The sequence below is a fragment of the Halomonas terrestris genome (assembly GCF_049166755.1).
Lineage (GTDB): Bacteria > Pseudomonadota > Gammaproteobacteria > Pseudomonadales > Halomonadaceae > Halomonas.
In genome coordinates, this window is record NZ_JBMHFZ010000019.1 from 63,819 (window position 1) to 83,847 (window position 20,029).

14 protein-coding genes are annotated in these 20,029 nt (G+C 67.6%); 9 read left to right on the forward strand and 5 right to left on the reverse strand.

Annotated features, from left to right (window positions below):
• Positions 1 to 146: 146 nt before the first annotated feature.
• The 7 genes from ACOMD9_RS16390 (at position 147) to ACOMD9_RS16420 (ending at position 10,975) form a co-directional block, all read left to right on the forward strand.
• The gene (locus ACOMD9_RS16390) at positions 147 to 1,619 is read left to right on the forward strand and encodes a biotin carboxylase (RefSeq protein WP_421417020.1); all 1,473 of its coding nucleotides are present in this window, start codon (positions 147 to 149) and stop codon (positions 1,617 to 1,619) included.
• A gap of 47 nt (positions 1,620 to 1,666) precedes the next feature.
• Complete coding sequence (locus ACOMD9_RS16395) at positions 1,667 to 2,665, forward strand: C45 family autoproteolytic acyltransferase/hydolase (protein ID WP_421417022.1); 999 nt, start codon at positions 1,667 to 1,669, stop codon at positions 2,663 to 2,665.
• Between the two features lie 71 nt (positions 2,666 to 2,736).
• Positions 2,737 to 5,520, forward strand: coding sequence for an aminotransferase class I/II-fold pyridoxal phosphate-dependent enzyme (locus ACOMD9_RS16400; RefSeq protein ID WP_421417023.1), 2,784 nt, complete (start codon positions 2,737 to 2,739; stop codon positions 5,518 to 5,520).
• A 210-nt stretch (positions 5,521 to 5,730) separates the two neighbouring features.
• The gene (locus ACOMD9_RS16405) at positions 5,731 to 7,224 is read left to right on the forward strand and encodes an NAD-dependent succinate-semialdehyde dehydrogenase (RefSeq protein WP_421417024.1); all 1,494 of its coding nucleotides are present in this window, start codon (positions 5,731 to 5,733) and stop codon (positions 7,222 to 7,224) included.
• Positions 7,225 to 7,506: 282 nt separating this feature from the next.
• A complete protein-coding gene (locus tag ACOMD9_RS16410; protein ID WP_421417026.1) occupies positions 7,507 to 8,919 on the forward strand; it encodes an aminotransferase in 1,413 nt (470 codons plus the stop codon).
• A gap of 68 nt (positions 8,920 to 8,987) precedes the next feature.
• The gene (eutB, locus tag ACOMD9_RS16415; RefSeq protein ID WP_421417027.1) at positions 8,988 to 9,986 is read left to right on the forward strand and encodes a hydroxyectoine utilization dehydratase EutB; all 999 of its coding nucleotides are present in this window, start codon (positions 8,988 to 8,990) and stop codon (positions 9,984 to 9,986) included.
• A 41-nt stretch (positions 9,987 to 10,027) separates the two neighbouring features.
• On the forward strand, positions 10,028 to 10,975 hold the full coding sequence (locus ACOMD9_RS16420; protein WP_421417028.1) for a cyclodeaminase: 948 nt from the start codon (positions 10,028 to 10,030) through the stop codon (positions 10,973 to 10,975).
• 26 nt (positions 10,976 to 11,001) lie between these two features.
• On the opposite strand, the gene ACOMD9_RS16425 is transcribed toward ACOMD9_RS16420, so the two are convergent.
• A complete protein-coding gene (locus tag ACOMD9_RS16425; RefSeq protein ID WP_421417029.1) occupies positions 11,002 to 12,270 on the reverse strand; it encodes an MFS transporter in 1,269 nt (422 codons plus the stop codon).
• Between the two features lie 241 nt (positions 12,271 to 12,511).
• Positions 12,512 to 13,957 carry a TrkH family potassium uptake protein gene (locus ACOMD9_RS16430; RefSeq protein ID WP_421417031.1) on the reverse strand — a complete coding sequence of 482 codons (1,446 nt, stop codon included), beginning with the start codon at positions 13,955 to 13,957 and terminating at the stop codon, positions 12,512 to 12,514.
• Between the two features lie 417 nt (positions 13,958 to 14,374).
• Between ACOMD9_RS16430 and ACOMD9_RS16435 the strand changes: the two genes are divergently transcribed.
• Positions 14,375 to 15,058: a haloacid dehalogenase type II gene (locus tag ACOMD9_RS16435; RefSeq protein WP_421417033.1), complete on the forward strand. Its 684-nt coding sequence runs from the start codon at positions 14,375 to 14,377 to the stop codon at positions 15,056 to 15,058.
• A gap of 66 nt (positions 15,059 to 15,124) precedes the next feature.
• On the opposite strand, the gene ACOMD9_RS16440 is transcribed toward ACOMD9_RS16435, so the two are convergent.
• The 3 genes from ACOMD9_RS16440 to ACOMD9_RS16450 all read right to left on the reverse strand — a co-directional run bounded on the left by ACOMD9_RS16440 (position 15,125) and on the right by ACOMD9_RS16450 (position 17,472).
• Positions 15,125 to 16,081, reverse strand: a complete 957-nt coding sequence (locus ACOMD9_RS16440) for a sulfurtransferase (RefSeq protein WP_421417034.1) — start codon at positions 16,079 to 16,081, stop codon at positions 15,125 to 15,127.
• Positions 16,082 to 16,229: 148 nt separating this feature from the next.
• Entirely contained in the window at positions 16,230 to 16,799 is a 570-nt protein-coding gene (locus ACOMD9_RS16445; RefSeq protein ID WP_421417036.1) for a carboxymuconolactone decarboxylase family protein, read from the reverse strand.
• A gap of 82 nt (positions 16,800 to 16,881) precedes the next feature.
• Positions 16,882 to 17,472 (reverse strand): TetR/AcrR family transcriptional regulator, encoded by a 591-nt coding sequence (locus ACOMD9_RS16450; protein WP_421417037.1) that lies wholly within the window; start codon positions 17,470 to 17,472, stop codon positions 16,882 to 16,884.
• Positions 17,473 to 17,624: 152 nt separating this feature from the next.
• Here ACOMD9_RS16450 and ACOMD9_RS16455 point away from each other — a divergent pair, with 152 nt between their 5' ends.
• The gene (locus tag ACOMD9_RS16455; protein ID WP_421417039.1) at positions 17,625 to 20,021 is read left to right on the forward strand and encodes a PqqD family peptide modification chaperone; all 2,397 of its coding nucleotides are present in this window, start codon (positions 17,625 to 17,627) and stop codon (positions 20,019 to 20,021) included.
• Positions 20,022 to 20,029 lie beyond the last annotated feature (8 nt).

Below are 20,029 nucleotides of genomic sequence, written 5' to 3' on the forward strand. Positions count from 1 at the left end.
TGCTGGAGCGCTTGTTGCGGGCCCTGCGCCGCCTGATCCGCCCGCCCGGAACAGGAGACAGCCAAGAGGAGAGCTTGCGTGCCGCGCCCCGTGATGTGGTGCCGGCCCCAGTCGAGCCCGTTTCCGCCACCGATGGAGCGACCCCGATGAGCAGAATAACAACCATTGCCGATGTTCGCCGCCACTTCCGCAACAACAAGGAGCCCATCTACTTCATCTCGGCCACCAACTTCAATCTGCTGGGTATCGGCGATTGGGTGGGGACCTTCCGTCACATCAACTACATCGACTGCTTCGACGGCCAGCAGCGCAACGTCTTCGTGCCCAGGGAGAAGTTTCCCCGGGACTTCGAGAGCATCGAGGACATCAACAACTACCTGCTCGAGCACAAGGAGGTCATCGACTTCATCCAGTCGAGGGCCTCTGGCGACAACGCCGGCACCGCCGCCTTCCTGATGTTCGACGAGCACACCGAGGAGGTGTGCCGACAGCTGGGGCTCAAGGTCGCCTTCCCGCCGGCGGCCTTGAGAAACCGCATGGACAACAAGATCGAGACGGTGCGCATCGGCAACAAGGCCGGCGTGCCCAGCGTGCCCAACGTGCTGGCCAGGGTGGGCAGCTACCAGGAACTGCTGGAGGTGAGCCAGGAGCTCGGCAGCGACCTGGTGGTGCAGACCGCCTTCGGCGACTCCGGCCACACCACCTTCTTCATCGCCAGCGAGGACGACTACTACAAGCACGCCGAGGAGATCGAGGCCGAGCCCGAGGTCAAGATCATGAAGCGCATCAACTGCCGCGGCTCGGCCATCGAGGCTTGTGCTACCCGCTGCGGCACCGTGGTGGGGCCCTTGATGACCGAGCTGGTGGGCTTCAAGTCGTTGACCCCCTACAAGGGGGGCTGGTGCGGCAACGAGATGTTCGCCGGCGCCTTCACCCAGGAGATTCGCGACAAGGCCCGGGAGTACACCTTCAAGTTCGGCGAGGCGCTGCGCGAGGAGGGCTATCGCGGCTACTTCGAGCTCGACTTCCTGATCGACATGGACAACGGCGAGGTCTATCTCGGCGAGCTCAACCCCCGTGTCACCGGGGCCAGCTCGCTGACCAACGTGGCGGCCTTCGCCCACTCCGATATCCCACTGTTCCTCTTCCACCTGCTGGAGTTCTCCGACGTCGACTTCGAGCTGGACATCGAGGAGATCAACGAGCGCTGGTCGCACCCCGACAGCGTCGACAGCTGGAGCCAGCTGGTGATCAAGCACACCGACGAGAGCGTCGACCTGCTGACCCAGGCCCCGCGCACCGGGGTGTGGAAGATGGCCGCCGACGGCAGCGTTGCCTACGACCACTACAGTTACCACCCCCACGCCGCCGAGAACGAGCAGGAGGCCTTCTTCCTGCGCATCAGCGGTGCCGGCGACTTCCGCTACGAGGGCGCCGACCTCGGCATCCTGATCACCCGCGGCCGGCTGATGGACGACGACTTCCAGCTCACCGAACGCGCCAAGGCCTGGATCGAGGGCATTCACGGCCAGTATGCCGGGCAGTCGCTGCAGGACCCGGTGGTGGAAGAGGTCGCCGTCAGCCATGCCGTCGGTGGTGGCAACTTCAAGATTCTCTGAGCGGGGATGCAGCCCCGCCGGCCGATGGCGGCGGGGCGGAGTGTGCCATGGACAAGACACTGGTATTTCACACCGTGCGCGAGTCGGCGCCGGGGCCCAAGTGGCGGTCGCTGTTCGACTACCACTGGCCGGCCTACGAGCAGTGGTACCTGAGCGAGGGAGAGCGCGAGCGGCCGGCGTATCTCGCCTGCTACAACGCCCTGCGTCGCCACATGCCGGAGCTGGTGGACACCTACAAGGCGCTCTGCGAGCTGGCCGGTGGCGGCGACCTGGCGGCGCGCCTGCTCAGCCTCTATCGGCCGCCGCCCTACATCACCGGCTGTTCCCAGGCGGTGCTGGCGCGGCCTTCGTCCACCGTGCTGGCGCGCAACTACGACTACCCGCCGGAGCTGTGCGAGGGCACCATCCTCTACAGCCACTGGAACGAGCGCCGCGTGATCGCCATGTCCGACTGCCTGTGGGGCGTGCTCGACGGCCTGAACGACCGGGGGCTCGCCGTCTCGCTGGCCTTCGGGGGGCGCAAGGTGGTGGGCGACGGCTTCGGCGCGCCGATCATCCTGCGCTATATCCTGGAGTTCTGCGACACGGTGCCCGAGGCCGCCGAGGTGCTGGCCCGGGTGCCGACCCACATGGCCTACAACATCACCGTGGCCGACTCGGCCGGGCGCTACATCACGGCGATGATCGCCCCGGATCGTCGCGCCAGCATCCGCCGGGTGGCGGTGGCTACCAATCACCAGAAGAAGATCGAGTGGTATGCCCACGCCCTGGCCTCCGAGACCCTGATCCGCGAGCGCCAGCTGTCGATCCTGGTGGACGACGAGGCCACCACCGAGGGACGGCTGATCTCGGCGTTCCTCTCGCCGCCGCTGTTCCGCCACGACTACCAGCGCGGCCTGGGCACCGTCTACACCGCGGTCTATCGCCCCCGGTCCGGCCGCGCCCAGTTCCATTGGCCCTGCAAGTGGCTGGACCTTTCCTTCGACGACTTTCCCGAGGAGCGACTGGCGATCCGTTACGGTTCGCGACATCTGACTACCGGCTGAGGACGGTGACGCCGTGGCAGGGCACCGACCACCAGCATCATCGAGAACAACACCAGGAGGCGGGTGTCGTCATGCAAGAGACAAGCTATACGGAAACTCCCTACACGGCGCTGGGTTTCTACCACAAGATCTCCCAGTTGCGCGCCGACACCTGGAACGCGTTGAAGCGTGACCTCGGCATCCTGGTGCGACTGGGTGACGAGGGCCGGGCCAAGAACCTGGTCAAGGCCATCGACGTCAAGCTGACCCGGCTGGAGATCATCGAGGACTACCACGCCTTTCCCTCCAAGGAGGACTTTCGACACCTCTGGTCGCTGTTCGACCGCGAGGAGTACGTGCTGCTGGAGAAGGTGGTCAAGCGCCTGGTGCGGGCACTGATCAGCGAGTCCTATCGCCGCCGCCACGTCGACCTGAGCGAGACCGATGCCGATGCCGAGGACCTGGAGACCCTCGATGCCCTGGCCCAGCTCAGGCGCGGCCACCCGGCCTCCAACAGCTCGGCCCAGCCCTACTTCGAGCTGTTGATCGTCGACAACCTCTCGGCCCAGGAGGAGGAGGTCGTCCGCGAGGCCTTCCACAACATGCGGCGTCCCGAGGACCGCTTCGTCTACGACGTGGTCACGGTCAGGAGCTTCGAGGATGCCCTGATCGCGGTGCTGGTCAATCCCAATATCCAGGCCTGCCTGATCCGCTACGAGTTCCCCTACAAGTCGAAGTACAACCTGAGTGCCCTGCGCAACTACCTCGAGGGGCTGTCGGAGAAGGAGCTCGAGAACCAGACCGAGGCAGAGCGCAGTATCCTGCTGAGCTCGATGATCCACGAGCTGCGCCCCGAGATCGACCAGTTCCTGGTCACCAGCGGCGACGTCGAGGCCACGGCGAGCCGCGACATCCGCTACTTCAACCGCATCTTCTACCGCGAGACCGACTACATCGAGCAGCACCACACCATCCTGCGGGCCATCGACAACCGCTACCGCACCCCCTTCATCGATGCCCTGCGGGAGTACAGCAAGAAGCCCACCGGCGTCTTCCACGCCATGCCGATCTCCCGGGGCAAGTCGGTGACCCGCTCGCACTGGGCGGGACAGATGATCGACTTCTACGGCATCAACATCTTCCTCGCCGAGACCTCGGCCACCTCCGGCGGGCTCGACTCCCTGCTGCAGCCTTACGGGCCGATCAAGAAGGCCCAGGAGTATGCCGCCCGTGCCTTCGGCGCCCGCCAGAGCTTCTTCGTCACCAACGGCACCTCGACGGCCAACAAGATCGTGGTGCAGGCGCTGGTCAAGCCGCGGGACATCGTGCTGATCGACCGCGACTGCCACAAGTCGCACCACTACGGCATGGTGCTGGCCGGGGCCCATGTCAGCTACCTCGACTCCTACCCGCTGAACGATTACTCGATGTATGGGGCGGTGCCGCTGAGGGAGATCAAGAAGACGCTGCTCGAGTACAGGCGGGCTGGCCAGTTGCACAAGGTCAAGATGCTGCTGCTGACCAACTGTACCTTCGACGGTGTGGTCTACAACGTGCGGCGGGTGATGGAGGAGTGCCTGGCGATCAAGCCCGACCTGGTGTTCCTGTGGGACGAGGCGTGGTTCGCCTTCGCTTCCTTCAACCCCACCTACCGGCCGCGGACCGCCATGCATGCCGCCCGTACGCTGCGGGACCGCTACCGTAGCGAGGCCTACCGCGAGGAGTACGATGCCTGGAAGGCCGAGTTCGACGCACTGGACCCGGACGACGATGCCACCTGGCTCGACCGTCGCCTGCTGCCCGACCCCGACGCGGTGCGCATCCGCACCTACGCCACCCACTCCACCCACAAGACCCTGACCTCGCTGCGCCAGGGCTCGATGATCCATGTCTGGGATCAGGACTTCCGTCAGCGGGTGGAGGCGCCGTTCCACGAGGCCTACATGACCCACACCTCCACCTCGCCCAACTACCAGATCGTCGCTTCGCTGGACGTGGGCCGCATGCAGGCCGAGATGGAGGGCTTCGAGCTGGTGCATGCCCAGGTCGAGGCGGCGCTGTCGCTGCGCGAGCAGCTTTACAGCCACCCGCTGCTGCAGAAATACTTCCGGGTGTTGAAGAACAAGGACATGGTGCCGGCGGAGTACCGCGAATCCGGCGTCGAGTCCTACTACGACTCGGTCACGGGCTGGAACAAGATGGAGGAAGCCTGGGCCCGGGACGAGTTCGTGGTCGACCCCAGCCGCATCACCATTGCCATCGGCACCACCGGAATCGATGGCGATACCTTCAAGAACGAATACCTGATGAACAAGTACGGTATCCAGATCAACAAGACCTCGCGCAACACCGTACTGTTCATGACCAACATCGGTACCACCCGGGGCTCCATCGCCTATCTGCTGGATGTGCTGATCAAGCTGGCCAAGGAGTTCGATAACCTCTGGGAGGACAGCAGCCGGCCGGAGCGCAAGATCATCGAGAACCGCGTCCACTCCCTGACCCAGGAGCTGCCGCCGCTGCCCGATTTCAGCCGCTTTCACGATGCGTTTCGCCCCGATGTAGAGAGCGCCACGCCGGAGGGGGACATTCGCCGGGCCTATTTCCTCAGCTACGACGAGGAGAATACCGAGTACCTGCGCTTTGACAACGGCGAACTGCAGGCGCAGATGCGTGGCGGGCGCGAGGCGGTCTCGGCGAGCTTCGTGATTCCCTATCCGCCGGGCTTCCCGGTGCTGGTGCCTGGGCAGGTGGTCAGCGAGCAGATCCTCGCCTTCCTGCAGGCGCTGGACGTCACCGAGATCCACGGCTACCGACCGGAGCTGGGGCTGCTGGTGTTCACCGAGGCGGCCCTGGCCAGCCAGGATGAGGGCTGACCCCGCTCCGGCGGCCCTGGCGGCGGTGCCGCAGAAAAAACGGCAACTTCCCGGACGAGGACAAAAATTCCTGCCGCCGACGGCGGCGTTATCGGAAAGTCCCGACCCACGACCTCCCTTACCATGATGCCATCGAGCGGCCTTCGGGCCGCCGGTCGTTTTCGTCATCACCGGCACGCATCGATGCCGGTGTGCAAGGGGAGGTCCCGCATGAAACTGTCCAAGACACTGACCAAGGCCCTGGATGATCCGCGTCTGTTCCGCCAGTACGCCTATGTCGACGGCAAGTGGACACATGGCGACGGTGGCCGCGAGGAGACCGTGTTCGACCCGGCCACCGGTGAGGCGATCGGGCATATCCCCTGGCTCGAACCCGGGCAGATCCTCGAGGCCGTGGACGCCGCCGAGGCGGCCTTCGTGCACTGGCGGGCCCTGCGTGTCGACGAGCGCTGCGAGCGCCTGCTGGCCTGGTACGACCTGCTGCAGGCCAACCGCGAGGACCTGGCCACGATCATGACCCTGGAGCAGGGCAAGCCGCTGCCCGACGCCCGCGGCGAGGTGGAGTACGGCGCCAGCTTCGTGCGCTGGTTCGCCGAGGAGGGCAAGCGCACCTTCGGCGAGACCATCCCCAGCCATATTCCCAATGCGGCGCTGGGCACCATCAAGGAGCCGGTGGGCATCGCCGCCCTGATCACCCCGTGGAACTTCCCGCTGGCGATGATCACCCGCAAGGCCGCCGCCGCCATGGCGGCCGGCTGCACGGTGATCGTCAAGCCCGCCGGCGAGACCCCCTTCTCGGCCCTGGCGCTGGCCGAACTGGCCGAGCGTGCCGGGATCCCGGCGGGGGTGTTCAACGTGGTACTGGGCGACCCCCCGGAGGTGTCGCGCATCCTGTGCGGCGAGGACCGGGTCAAGGCGCTCTCCTTCACCGGCTCCACCCGGGTGGGCCGCCTGCTGCTGGAGCAGTGCGCCAACACGGTGAAGCGTGTTTCCCTCGAATTGGGCGGGAATGCCCCCTTCATCGTCGGGCCGGACATGGACCCCCGGGAGGCGGCCTTCGCCGCGGTGGCGGCCAAGTTCCAGACCGCCGGACAGGACTGCCTGGCCGCGGACCGCATCCTGGTCCACGAGTCGATCCACGACGAGTTCGTCGGGCACTTCGCCGAGCGCATGGCGGCGCTCACCGTGGGCAACGGCCTGGAGAGCGAGATCGACCTGGGGCCACTGATCCACCGCCAGGCGGTGGAGAAGGCCGCGGCCATCGTCGACGATGCCATCTCCAAGGGCGCCACCCTGGTGGCCGGCGACCAGACCCTGGCGCCGGGCCCGAACTTCTTCATGCCCACCCTGCTCACCGGGGTGACCCACGACATGAAGATCTGGCACGAGGAGAGCTTCGCCCCGGTGGCCGGCATCACCGCCTATGCGGACGATGACCAGGTCATCGAGATGGCCAACGACACCGAGTACGGCCTGGCGGCCTATATCTACACCCACGACATCCGCCGCATCTGGAAGATCATGCGGGCGCTGGAGTTCGGCATGGTCAGCGTCAACTCGGTGAAGATGACCGGCCCGCCGGTGCCCTTCGGCGGCGTCAAGCACTCCGGCCTCGGCCGCGAGGGCGGGGTGACCGGCATCGACGAGTATCTGGAGACGAAGTACTACTGCCTGGGGGCCCTGGGCTCCGTATCGGGTAGTTGAGCTTGCTGCGCTCCGGCCTGGCAGCCGCGGGGCCGGGATGGGCCATCGAGCGATATCTACCCAAGGGCGCTGGGGCAAGCGTAGCGGCGCGCGGCGATCGACAGGGATGTCGATCGAGGACCGGCAAGAGGGACCTTGTTCCGGTCCGACGCGCAAGCCGCAAGCGTGGCCCCAGGGTTTCGTCCTTGGGCATCGCGAGAGGGCTCATACCGGCTCCAGGCAGCGACATACGAATTTGAATATCTTCCCGCTGCGGCGGGGTCCTGGAGAAGAGAGAACACGATGAGCCAGCAGCACAAGGAATTGATCGACCGCGACCGCAAGGTCACCTTCCACGCCTCCACCCACCTGCGTGACTTCGCCCATGGCGATGCGCCGGGCCGCGTGATCACCGGCGGCAAGGGCATCACCATCCGTGACAAGGACGGCCGCGAGTTCATCGACGGCTTCGCCGGGCTCTACTGCGTCAATATCGGCTACGGACGTACCGAGGTGGCCGAGGCCATCTACCAGCAGGCCCTGGAGCTCTCCTACTACCACACCTATGTGGGCCACTCCAACGAGCCGCAGATCGCGCTCTCCGAGAGGATCCTCGAGCTCGCCGGCCCCGGCATGTCCAAGGTCTACTACGGCCTGGGCGGCAGTGACGCCAACGAGACCCAGCTCAAGATCGTGCGCTACTACAACAACGTGCTGGGGCGTCCGCAGAAGAAGAAGGTGATCTCGCGCATGCGCGGCTACCACGGCTCGGGCCTGGCCACCGGCTCGCTGACCGGGCTCAAGGCATTCCACGACCAGTTCGACCTGCCCATGGCCGGCATCCTGCATACCGAGGCGCCGTACTACTACCACCGCGCCGCCGAGCAGGAGGGCATGACCGAGCGGGAGTTCTCGCAGCATTGCGCCGGCAAGCTCGAGGAGATGATCCTGGCCGAGGGCCCGGAGACCGTGGCCGCCTTCATCGGGGAGCCGGTGCTGGGCACCGGCGGCATCGTGCCGCCCCCGGAGGGTTACTGGGAGGCGATCCAGGCGGTGCTGGCGAGGTACGACGTGCTGCTGATCGCCGACGAGGTGGTGTGCGGCTTCGGTCGCATCGGCGCCGACTTCGGCAGCCACTTCTACGGCATCAAGCCTGACCTGATCACCGTGGCCAAGGGCCTGACCAGCGCCTACCAGCCGCTCTCCGGCGTGATCGTCGGCGACCGCGTCTGGCAGGTGCTGGAGCAGGGCACCGGCGAGTACGGCCCCATCGGCCACGGCTGGACCTACTCCGGCCACGCCCTGGGCTGCGCAGCGGCCCTGGCCAACCTGGCGATCATCGAGCGCGAGGGGCTGACCGGGAATGCCGCCCAGACCGGCGCCTACCTCCAGCAGGCCATGGCCAAGGCGTTCGGCGACCACCCCATCGTCGGCAACGTGCGCGGCGTGGGGATGCTGGCGGCCCTGGAGTTCTCCGCCGACCCGGAGAGGCGCGAGCACTTCGACCCGGCCCTGAAGGTCGGCCCGCGCATCGCGGCCGCGTTGCTGGAGGAGAACCTGATCGCCCGGGCCATGCCCCAGGGCGACATCCTCGGCTTCGCGCCGCCGCTGATCACCACCCGCGACGAGGTGGACGAGATCGTCGCCAGGGCCCGCCGTGGGGTGGACAAGGTGGCCGACGCGCTGGTGCGCGAGGGCGCCATCCAGGTCGCCTGAAACGCTTGACAGGCATGACCATCGCCGCGGGCCAGTCCCGCGGCGATGCCGTTTGACGGGAGGTGCCGATGTCGGATCCCGAACATGGCGTTTCGCTGAACGCCATCTACCAGGCCCGCCGGCGTATTGCCGGCCAGGTGGTGCGTACGCCGCTCGTCCGCTCGCCTGCACTGTCACGGCGCTTCGAGGCCGAGATTCTCCTCAAGCTGGAGACCTGCCAGCCCACCGGCGCCTTCAAGCTGCGCGGTGCCACCAACATGATCGCCGCGCTGATCGAGCGGCATGGCCGGGAATCCCTGGCCGCCGGTGTGACCACGGCCTCCACCGGCAACCATGGCCGGGCGGTGGCCTATGCGGCCGCACGCCTCGGCGTGCCGGCGGTGATCTGCCTCTCGCGGCTGGTGCCGCAGAACAAGGTGGCCGCGATCGAAGCCCTGGGGGCCGAGGTCAGGCGCGTCGGCCGGAGCCAGGACGAGGCCTTCAGCGAGGTGGAGCGGCTGGTGGGCGAGCAGGGCATGACGCCCATCCCGCCCTTCGACGACCCCTGGATCGCCGCGGGCCAGGGCACCATCGGCCTGGAACTGATGGAGGAGGAACCGGAGCTGGACAGGGTCATCGTCGGGCTCTCGGGGGGCGGGCTGCTCGGCGGCATCGGCGCGGCGGTGAAGGCGATCCGCCCGGCGACCCGCGTCACCGGGGTGAGCCTGTCGCAGGGGGCGGCCATGTCGGCGAGCCTGCAGGCCGGCCGCCCGGTCGAAGTGGAGGAGGTCGAGAGCCTCGCCGACTCGCTGGGGGGCGGCATCGGGCGCGGCAACCGTTGTACCCTGGCCCTGGTGCGCGAGGTGATGGACGATCACCTGCAGGTCTCGGAAGCCGCCATCGCCCGTGCCATGGTCGACATCCTCGAGCACGAGAAGTTGCTGGTGGAAGGGGCCGCGGCGGTGGGCCTCGCCGCCCTGGCCGAGCATGGCCTCGACGTGCGTGGTCAGACGATTGCCCTCATCCTGTCTGGCAACGGGGTGTCCCTGGCGACCTTTGACCAGGCGCGCCGTCTGGCAGGACGATAAGCTGCGGGCCCTGTTCTTCCCTCTTCCGTCTGGAGGTTCTCATGCAGCTCTATCATCGGGACGTCATCTCGCAGGCCGTGAAGATCGATCATGACGCCATGGCCGCGGTGGAGGCGGGGTTCGTCGCCCTGGGGCGCGGCGAGGTCGTCCAGCCGCCGATCCTCTCCATGGCCATCGAGGAGTCCAACGGCGAGGTGGACGTCAAGACCGCCCATATCCGCGGCGCCGAGCGCTTCGCCATCAAGATCAGCCCCGGCTTCTTCGACAACCCGAAGCTCGGCCTGCCCAGCCTCGGTGGCCTGATGCTGGTGTTCTCGGCGAAGACCGGCCAGCTCGATGCCCTGTTCCTCGACGAGGGGTATCTCACCATGGTGCGCACGGCGCTGGCCGGTGCCATTGCCGCCAGGTATCTCGCCCGGCAGGACAGTCGACGCGTGACGGTGCTGGGGGCGGGCGAACAGGCCGAGTGTCAGGTCGAGGCGCTGTGCCTGGTATGCGATATCGATACTATCGATGTCTGGGCGCGTCGCCCGGTCGCCGCCGAGGCCTATGCCGAGCGCATGCGCACTCGTGGCTTCAGGGTCGAGGTGCACGGTAGCGTCCATGCGGCCTGTGAACGAGCCGACATCATCGTCACCACCACGCCATCGCGACATCCCATCCTGCATGCCCGCGATCTTCCCGAGGGCGTCCACGTGACCGCCATAGGCTCCGACAGCCCCGAGAAGCGCGAGCTCGACGAGTCGGTGCTGACCCGTGCCGACGCCTTCGTCTGCGACACCCGCGCCCAGAGCGAGAGCAACGGCGAACTCAAGGCGCTGGGCGGCAAGGAGGCCCCCTTCAAGGTGCACGAGCTGGGCCGCGTGATCGCCGAAGGCCAGCGACTGCGCCTGTCGGATGCCACCATCACGGTGTGCGACCTGACCGGCACCGGGGTGCAGGATACCGCGATTGCCGGCTTTGCCTTGTCGCGGCTGGCGGACGACTGAGGGACCGCGGGCAAGGGATCCAGTGGTCAAGGGGCCTTCGGTCCCCGTGCGGTGCGGGTCGACTGGCCACCGTTTCCCTGCCTTTCGGACGGCGTCGAAGGGCTGCCCGCCGGCTGCGGAGAAGCGCTCGGTCGGAACCACACGGCGGCCAGGGCCACCAGCAGGACGGCCGGCAGCATGGCGAGGTTGAGGGCCTCCCAGCCGAGGCGGTGCAGCAGTGCCCCCGACATCAGCGAACCCAGGGCCACCAGGGAGAAGATGATCAGGTCATTGATGCCCTGAACCTTGCCGCGTTCGGCTTCGGAGTGGACGGTGGAGAGCAGGGCGCTGCCGCCCACGAACAGGAAGTTCCAGCCGATGCCCAGCAGCACCAGCGCCACCCAGAAGTGCGCCAGGTCGGTGCCGAGGTTGGCCACCAGGGCCGTGCCGGTGAACAGCAGGGCGCCGGTCAGCAGGATGCGCGGGACGCCGAAGCGGACGATCAGGCTGCCGGTGACGAAGGAGGGGGCGAACATGCCCAGCACGTGCCACTGCATGATGAAGGCGACCTGGCCCATGTCGAAGCCCCGGGCGCGCATGGCCAGCGGGGTGGCGGTCATTACCAGCACCATGATGGCGTAGCCCATCGCGCCGGCCAGCACCGCCACCACGAAGCCCGGCCGTGCGGCGATGGTGGCCATGGGGCGAGCGCTGTCGCCGGGCCGGGGCTCGCCGCTGGCGGGCACCCTGAGCCGGCTCAGCAGGGCGATGGCCAGCAGGGCCAGCAGCGCGATCACCAGGTAGGGGCCGCCGGATGGCACCCCGGCGATCAGGCCGGTGGCGGCGCTGGCGTTCCAGGGGCCTAGGAAGGCGGCGGCCACGCCGCCGGCCATGACGAAGGAGATGGCCCGGCTGCGAAAGGCAGGGCTCGCCACGTCCGCGGCGGCGAAGCGGTAGTACATGGCGAAGCCCTGGTAGAGCCCCAGCAGCAGGTTGCCGGCGCAGAACAGCCAGAAGGACCCCAGCGCCACGGCGCCGAAGCTCAGCAGGCCACCGGCCACGCCACCCAGGCTCGCGCCGGTGATGAAGCCGCGGCGCCGGCCCACGCGCTTCATGTAGAGCGAGGCCGGCAGGGTGGAGACCACCGTGCCCAGCATCATCATGGCGATCGGCAGCGTGGCCAGGCCCGGGTCGGGGCTCAGCTGCTGGCCGACCACGCCGCTCAGCGTCATGACGGTGATCGAGGCCACCATGAACAGCACCTGGCTGGTCACCAGGATGGCCACGTTGCGTCTTTCCCGGCGTGCCGGCTCCATGGGCAAGTCTCTCCTTGGGGGATGGGGGCCACAGGGGTACAGGGTTCAGGATACCAGCATCTTGCCGGCCTGCCCGGCGGCGCCAGCCCCGCCACACCGAGCGCTGGAGGGAAGCAGCTCAGCGCGACCGGCAGCGGGCCGATGACCCGATGCGCAGCAGGGGCCCCGCTGCCGCTCTGGTTCGAGCCGGGAACCGGCAGGATGGCAGGCCAGCGAGATCATCCGGTTGCCATCGTCATGTCTAGCCGATCTGCAGCTCTGCCTTCATCGAGTCCCGGGAGGAAACGAAGGCGGAGCCGACCAGATAGGCCACCGTCAGCGGGCATACGCGTCCTACGATCATCATCATCATGACGATCACCTGGCCCCAGCCGGAAAGCTCCGTCGTCAAGCCCCGTGTCAGGCCAACGGTGCCCAGGGCGGATGTGGCTTCGAAGGCGATCGTCAGCAGATCGGCGTCCTCGGTGATGGACAGGGCCAGGGTGCCCATGAAGATGCCGAGGACGGCCATCACCGTGACCGCAAGCGCCTTGAGCAGGGTGGTCGTATCGATGGCATGCGAGAAGAGCGTGGGTTCGCGCCGGCGCCGAATGTAGGTCCAGGTGGCGGCGAGCAGGACGAACAGGGTGGCGACCTTGATGCCGCTGCCGGTGCCGTTGGCCCCCGCCCCGATGAACATCAGCAGCATCAGCACCAGGCTGGTGGGCTGGGTGAGGTCGCCGATGTCGAGGCTGTGGAAACCCGCGGTTCTCGGTGTCGTCGCCTGGAGCCAGGAGGCCCAGAGCCGATCGGGAAGGCCGGGCAGTGCTGCCAGGGTGGCCGGATTATCCGACTCCAGCATGTAGATCATGGCAGCGCCCATGAGGCTCAACACGGCGGTGCCGAGGAGCACGACCTTGGCATTGATGTCCAGTCGCCGGCTGTGGCGATAGTCGAGAATCCCCATGATCACGATGAACCCCAGGCCTCCGATGAGGTAGAGGGCGGGAATCACCGTATTGATGACCGGGTTTCCGGTGTATGCCATGAGGCTGTCGGGGGAAAGGGTGAAACCGGCATTGTTGAAGGCGGAAACGGTGTGAAAGATGGACCACCAGAGCCCCTGGAGCCAGCCATGCTCGGGCACCCAGACCAGCGCCAGGGGGATCAGGGCGATGCCCTCCACGACCAGCGCCATCCTGACCACCACCTTGGCGGTGCGCATGACGTCCCGAGGGTGGGTCTCGTTGTAGGCGCCGCTGGCGACCAGGGCCCGTCGGCTCCCGATGCGCCCGCCGAGTGACAGCAATGCCAGTACGGCGAAGGTCATGAGTCCCAGGCCGCCCGCCTGCATCAATACGAGAATGACGGCCTCGCCCCAGATGCTGAAGGAGGGGCCGGTCTCGATGACGACCAGGCCGGTGACGGTTACCGCCGAGGTGGCCGTGAACAGGGCCTCGCCCCACGAGATGGGGGCGGTTACGGAGAGCGGCAGCTTGAGCAGTGCCGTTCCCGCGAGGATCAGGACCACGAACCCAGCGGCCAGCAGGAACGGCGGACTGATTCGCCAGGAGTGCCGCAGGATGCGGGAGCCGGCGGCGAGCCTGACGCGAAGCCTGGTGAAGGTGGCCATTGGCCAGCCGGTGGCGATTCCGCGTCGCAGCCGGAAGATGCTCGACCTGGATCCGTGACGACCTCGGCGTGCCATGTGAGCGTCTCCCGGTGGGTAAGGGATACGAGAGTCTTCCCCGCCCTCGGGCGTACAGGCAGTGACGTGCCGGCCCCCGACGGCGCCTGGAATGCCGACTGAACGGGACCGGATCATCGGTGCGTGCCGTTTCCAGCCGGTCCCCCGGCGTCAGTGGCGTCCCGAAGCATCGATCGCGCCTGTCTTCTCTCGATCACTGAGTCGACCCTCTCGACCGGTTCCTTACAGCCGATCCACGGCACCCGTCAGGGAGAGCGCATCACTCCGGGAGGTCGTGGCCACCCGTCGCATCGATCGCTTGCCGTACTTCCCCCGGGGGCGACGCCGGTGCCGAGGTTCTCGCTTTCCCCTTGAGTCCGCTCCCTTCAGGCGCCATGCTGCTGGCATCGCAATGCGTCAATCCAAGGAGCTGAGCGGATGGCAACGGTGCTGGCCTTCGATGTCTACGGGACCCTGATCGACACCCATGGCGTGGTCACCGAACTGGAGGAGCGGCTCGCCGCCTCCGGCAAGGGGGAGCTGGCCGCCGAGTTCTCGCGGCGCTGGCGCGACAAGCAGCTCGAATACAGCTTCCGGCGGGGCCTGATGGGGGCCTATGTGGCCTTCTCGCAATGTACCCGGGAGGCCCTGGAGTTCACCGACCGCGCCCTGCAGACCCGGCTGGCCGATGTCGACAAGGACCACCTGATGGCCACCTATGCCCGGCTGCCGGCCTTCCCCGAAGCGGCCGCGGCGCTGTCACGGCTCTCCGCGGCCGGGGTGCGTTGCGTGGCCTTCTCCAACGGTACGGGCGAGGCGGTCACCGGGCTGCTCGACCAGGCCGGGTTGCTCGAGCACTTCGAGACGGTGATCAGTGTCGACGAGGTCAAGCGTTTCAAGCCCGACCCGGCGGTCTACGCGCACCTGCGCAACCGGCTCGAGGTCAGCCCCGGGGATACCTGGCTGATCTCGAGCAACCCCTTCGACGTCATCGGCGCCCGGCATGCCGGCCTGCACGCCGCCTGGGTACGCCGCAGCCTGGATGCACCCTTCGACCCCTGGGCCATCGAGCCGGACATGACCGTGGCGGATCTCGATGCCCTGGCCGAGCGACTGGGCTAGACGACAGCAACGCCCCGCGACCGTCAGGTCGCGGGGCGTTCTCGGGGCTTGAAGGGGCTTTCGTGCCTACTCGGCCAGCTCGCCCACGGTGACGAGACCTCGGTCGGCCAGGTGCATGGGGCGCGCGTCGTCCCGGGTCCACTCGGCCATGGAGCCGTCGTACATGGTGGCGTTCTCGAAGCCGCCGATCTCGCTGAGCTGGAACCAGCCGCTGGCGGCCCAGTGGCCGGTGTTGCAGAAGGCAACGGTGGGTGCCCCGCGGTCCAGTTCCGACTCGTCGATATTCGCCTGCAGCCGCTCGGGCTCCAGGTAGTAGGCCCCGTCACGCTCCGTCAGGGCGCCGTCATGGGGCAGGTTGGCCGATTCCGGGATGGTGCCGGGAACCCGGGTGGCGGGGGACTGGGTCTCGCCGGTGAAGAAGGCCGGCGGCCGGGCATCGACCAGCTGCTCGCCGGCCTGGCGGGCCGCTTCGACCTCCTCGGTGGTGGCCAGCAGCGATTCTTGCAGGCTGCCCTCGAAGCTGGCCGCCTGGGTGTCGCCCACCGGGCCGCTGGCGATCTCGTAGCCCTGCTGCTCCCAGCCGGAGAAGCCGCCGTTGAGGATCGTCACCTCGTCGTGTCCCAGCACCTTGAAGGTCCAGTAGACGCGTGCGGCGCTGCCGAAATCGGTGGGGCCGGTGCCCGCCGGGACGATGACCACGGTGTCGTCGTTGCCGATACCCAGGCCGCCGATCAGCTTCTCCAGGTCGGCGACGTCCGGCAGCAGACCGGCCACGTCGTCGCGGCCCTCGCGCCAGCCGGCGTCGGTATAGTTGCTGTAGCGGCTGCCGGGGATGCGGGCGGCCTCGAAGGTGTCGCGATCGCCGCCGTCGTCGATGCGGGAGCGAACGTCCAGCACCACCAGGCCATCGCTGCCCAGTTGCTCGTCCAGCCACTCGGCCTCGACCAGTGGAGAGGGATGCAGGGCGTGGGCCGGGCCGGCGATGGCCAGGGCGCCGGCGGCCAGGATCAGTGGGGATCGCATGGCGGATCCTCCTCGTCAGGGATGGTGTCAGGCTTCCATGCTGCAACGGGATGGCGGTCCCTCGCCAAGAATGCTTCCTGACACATCTAGTGCATTCGGTTATATAAAAACCTTTTCTTATCTTCCGTTTTGCCGTTCGGCGGCGTCTTCAGCCCTGCCAGGCGTGGCCGGAGAAGGCCTCGTCGAGCTCCGGGTGGTTGACGTGGTTGGCGTAGTTGGACAGCGTCTTCACCGCCAGGGCCAGCACGATCTGGAGAACATGCTGCTCCTCGAAGCCGGCGTCCAGGAAGGCCTTGACGTCGGCCTCGCGGGGCATGCCCCGGGTCTCGAACATCACCCTGGTGAACTCGCTCAGGGCCGCCAGTCGCGGATCGGGAATCTCACGGTCCTCGCGGATCGCCTCGAGCACGTCGGCCGGCACCTGTGACATCTTGTCGGCCAGCATGCTGTGGGCCGACATGCAGTAGCTGCAGCCGTTGAGCCGGCTGATGGTCAGGAAGACCACCTCCTGCTCGGGCGGGGCGAAGCCGGAATCGTTGCGGAACAGCTCGTAGCCGTGCAGGTAGGTGTCCAGCACGCCGGGGGCCTTGGCCATGCCCTCGTACATCCTGGGCACGAACCCCAGCTTGGCGTTGGCCTGCTCGAGCAGGGGCCTGGCCTTGGCGTCGGCGTTGTCCAGGGTCTGGGGTGCCAGTTGGATCTGGTAGTCGGCTGACATGGGGAGTCCTCCTTCGTCGTCATGGGTGTTGCGTGTTGCGCCAAATATGGATTGATCGTTCCATAAATGGCAAAAAAAGAGATCAGCGGCGCAGCCCGGCGAGAAGCAGTTCCACCGCCTGCCCGGCCTGCTCGGCGTCCGCGCCACTTTTCAGCAGGGTCCGCAGGCCGGCCATGCCCATCGTCAGGTAGGTGGCGAGGGCCAGGGGGTCGCGATCCGCGGCGATGTCGCCCTCGGCCTGGGCCTGGGTGACGGCCTGGTGAAACAGTGCGGTGATGGCCTCGACACTGCGCCTTGCCTCGATGGCCGCAAGATCATCGCGTTGACCGAGTTCGCTGGCAGAGTTGAAGATCAGGCAACCCAGGGCGGCACGCTCGCTCCCGGCATCCCGCGCGGTTTCGCGGAACAGCCCTTCGAGGAAGCCCAGCGGCGTCGCCGCCTCTGCAAGGCGGCGGCCGAGACGGTCGACCAGGGTCTCGCGATAGCGTCGCAGGGCCTCGAGGAACAGCTGTTCCTTGTTGCCGAAGGCCTGGTAGAGGCTGCTGCGCGAGAGGCGCATGGCCGCCAGCAGGTCGCGGGTCGAGGCACTGTCGTAGCCACGAGCCCAGAAGACCTGCATGGCGGCGTTGGCAGCCTCGTCCGGGTTGAATGCGATGGGGCGTCCACGTGTCATGCCCCGAAATTTAGTACTGATCAGTCCATAAATCAAATCCGAGACAGATCGCGTCTCGGTTGCTATCGCTGTAAGGACCGGGTGGATGCGACGACAGAGTCATCACGGCACACCACACGACAACAGCGACGGCCGAACAGGAGATCGCGGGAATGACGGAGCAGCATTCGCCGACACGGCACTTCTGGCTGGGTGGCAAGCGCGCCGCCGAACAGGATCGATTCTTCCGGGAGGCCCTGGAACCGCTGGGCTGGAAGCCTGGGGACGAGACCCGATGGGACACCGGCTGGGTCACCGGCATGCCCGATGCCGAACAGTTCCGCCGGGTCTCGCCGCAGCGCCGGCTCAACCACTTTCCCGGCAATGCGGCACTCACCGTCAAGAGCCGGCTGCACGACAGCCTGGCGACGCTGCGTGAGCGCATTCACGAGAGCCACGGTGCCGACAGTGAACTGGCGGCGCGGCTGGCGTTCTTCCCCCGGGCCTACGTGATGCCCCATGACTATCACGCCCTCCAGGAGGCGGCACTGGCGCAGCCGGACCAACGCTGGATACTCAAGCCCACCAATGCCTCCAAGGGCAAGGGGGTCAGGGTACTGCGTGACGTGGCCGAGGCGCCTCTGCAGCCCGACTGGATGGTCCAGGAGTACCTCGCCAATCCCCATACCATCCGCGGCCACAAGTATGTATTGAGGCTCTACGTGCTGATCTCCGCCATCGAGCCCCTGCGTGTCTATCTCTACCGCCAGGGTTTCGCCAAGCTGGCCTCTGAGCCCTGGGATCCCGAGGATGCCGACAACCCCTACAGCCAGCTGACCAATCCGGACATCAACGCCCTCAACACCGGGGCGGAGGTGCCGGTGGAGTTCATCGACCTCGAGCGTTACCGGCAGTGGCTGCGTGACCAGGGCCATGACGACGCCCGTCTCTTCGAGCGGATCCAGGACCTTGTCGCCCTGACGGTCATTTCCGCGGTGGATGCCATACGCCAACGCACCTCCCGGGTCGGCGCCGACCCCCGCGGCTGCTACGAGCTACTGGGCCTGGACTGCCTGGTCGACGACACGCTCAAGCCCTGGATCCTCGAGTGCAACCTGAGTCCGTCGCTCGGCATCTGTGCCGCACCGGAGAGCGGGGGGCGGATCGAGGAGGCCGTCAAGGGGGGGCTGGTCCGGGACATGATCTCGCTGCTGGACATCGATGGTGCCGCGCCGCCGGCAGACGAGTCGTTCGCTGCCGACGTCAGCGCCCGCCTGGTTGCCGAGGCCGAGGCCGAGCTGGCCCGCGGGGGAGCCTTCCAGCGCCTGCTCCCGTCGGCGGAGCCGTCGCGCTATCTGCCGTACTTCTCGCTTCCCGGGCTGGCCGACATCGAGCTGGCCGATGGCGTGGCGGGCGGCAAGGTACCGCGCCCGGTCCTGCGGCACCGCCATGTGGCGGAACTGCTGGTTGACGACCAGCTTGCGCTCTATGCCACCCATACCGGTCGCTACTACCGGCCCAACGACTCGGCGGCACTGATCTGGCTGCTGGCGACGGAGGGGCTGGATCCCGACGCTATCGCCCTCGAGCTGACCCGTGCGGCGGCCGCCGATGCTGATACCCCTCCGGACCCTCAGTCACTGCGCCGCGAAGTGTGGGCAACGCTGGGCGAATGGTGCCGCACCGGCCTGCTGTGTCAGCTGGGTGACCCGGCCGCATCCGCGTCGCCGGCGACCGTCCTCGGGGAGTCGCGCCCGACGCCATCGGCCGTGTCCTCGTCAGGGCGGGCTCTGCAACTGGCCTTCGACGGCAAACGCTGGGCCCTGCAGGTCGACAGCGCTCCCGCCATCGCCCGGTTGTCGGAGCTCCTCGGGGAGCGGCTCATGCCGCTGGGCGACGAGGCGGCGAGCGAATTGCCGCGGCTGGAGGTCCTGCGTGACCCGGCGGGCTATACCCTGGCGGCCGATGGCGAGGTGCTGGCGGCGCGACTGACCCTGGCGCAACTCGGCTCGGCGCTGCTGGCCCACCTGGTGCGCCAGGCCGCCATGGCGGATCACCTGGTGATCGATGCCGGACTGCTGGTCACCCCCCGGGGCTCGGGGGTGCTCTGCCTGATCCCTGCCGGGGAACAGCCAGGCGAAGCCTGGCAACGGCTGGTGTCGACGTCGGGTGGTGTCGTGACCCGGGGGCTGCGGCTGGCCATGGCCGGGGGGCCGAGTGTCGAGTCGCTGGGCCTGCCCATGCCGGAAGTGACCGCCGCCAGTCCGGCAGGGGAGGCCGAGCCCGTCGAGATCCGTGGCGTGCTGTCCATGCATCCCGATGGGGGCCCGGGCGATGCCCTGGATCCGGCCTCAACGCTGGACGTCCTGGGGGCGCTGCTGCCGTGCTGCGTCTCCGCCACCGGCGAGCCACCGGACGCGCACACGGTGACGGCGCTCGGCGAGTGGCTCGCCGGGCTCGACCGTCGCTCGGTGTCGCCCGGCGCGGGGGTGCCCTCCTCGGTGGCGGTTTCCGCCTGGCTGGATACGCTCGGCGAGCCAGGACCCAGGGTGGCCGCGGCCAATGGTTGAGAGCTGTC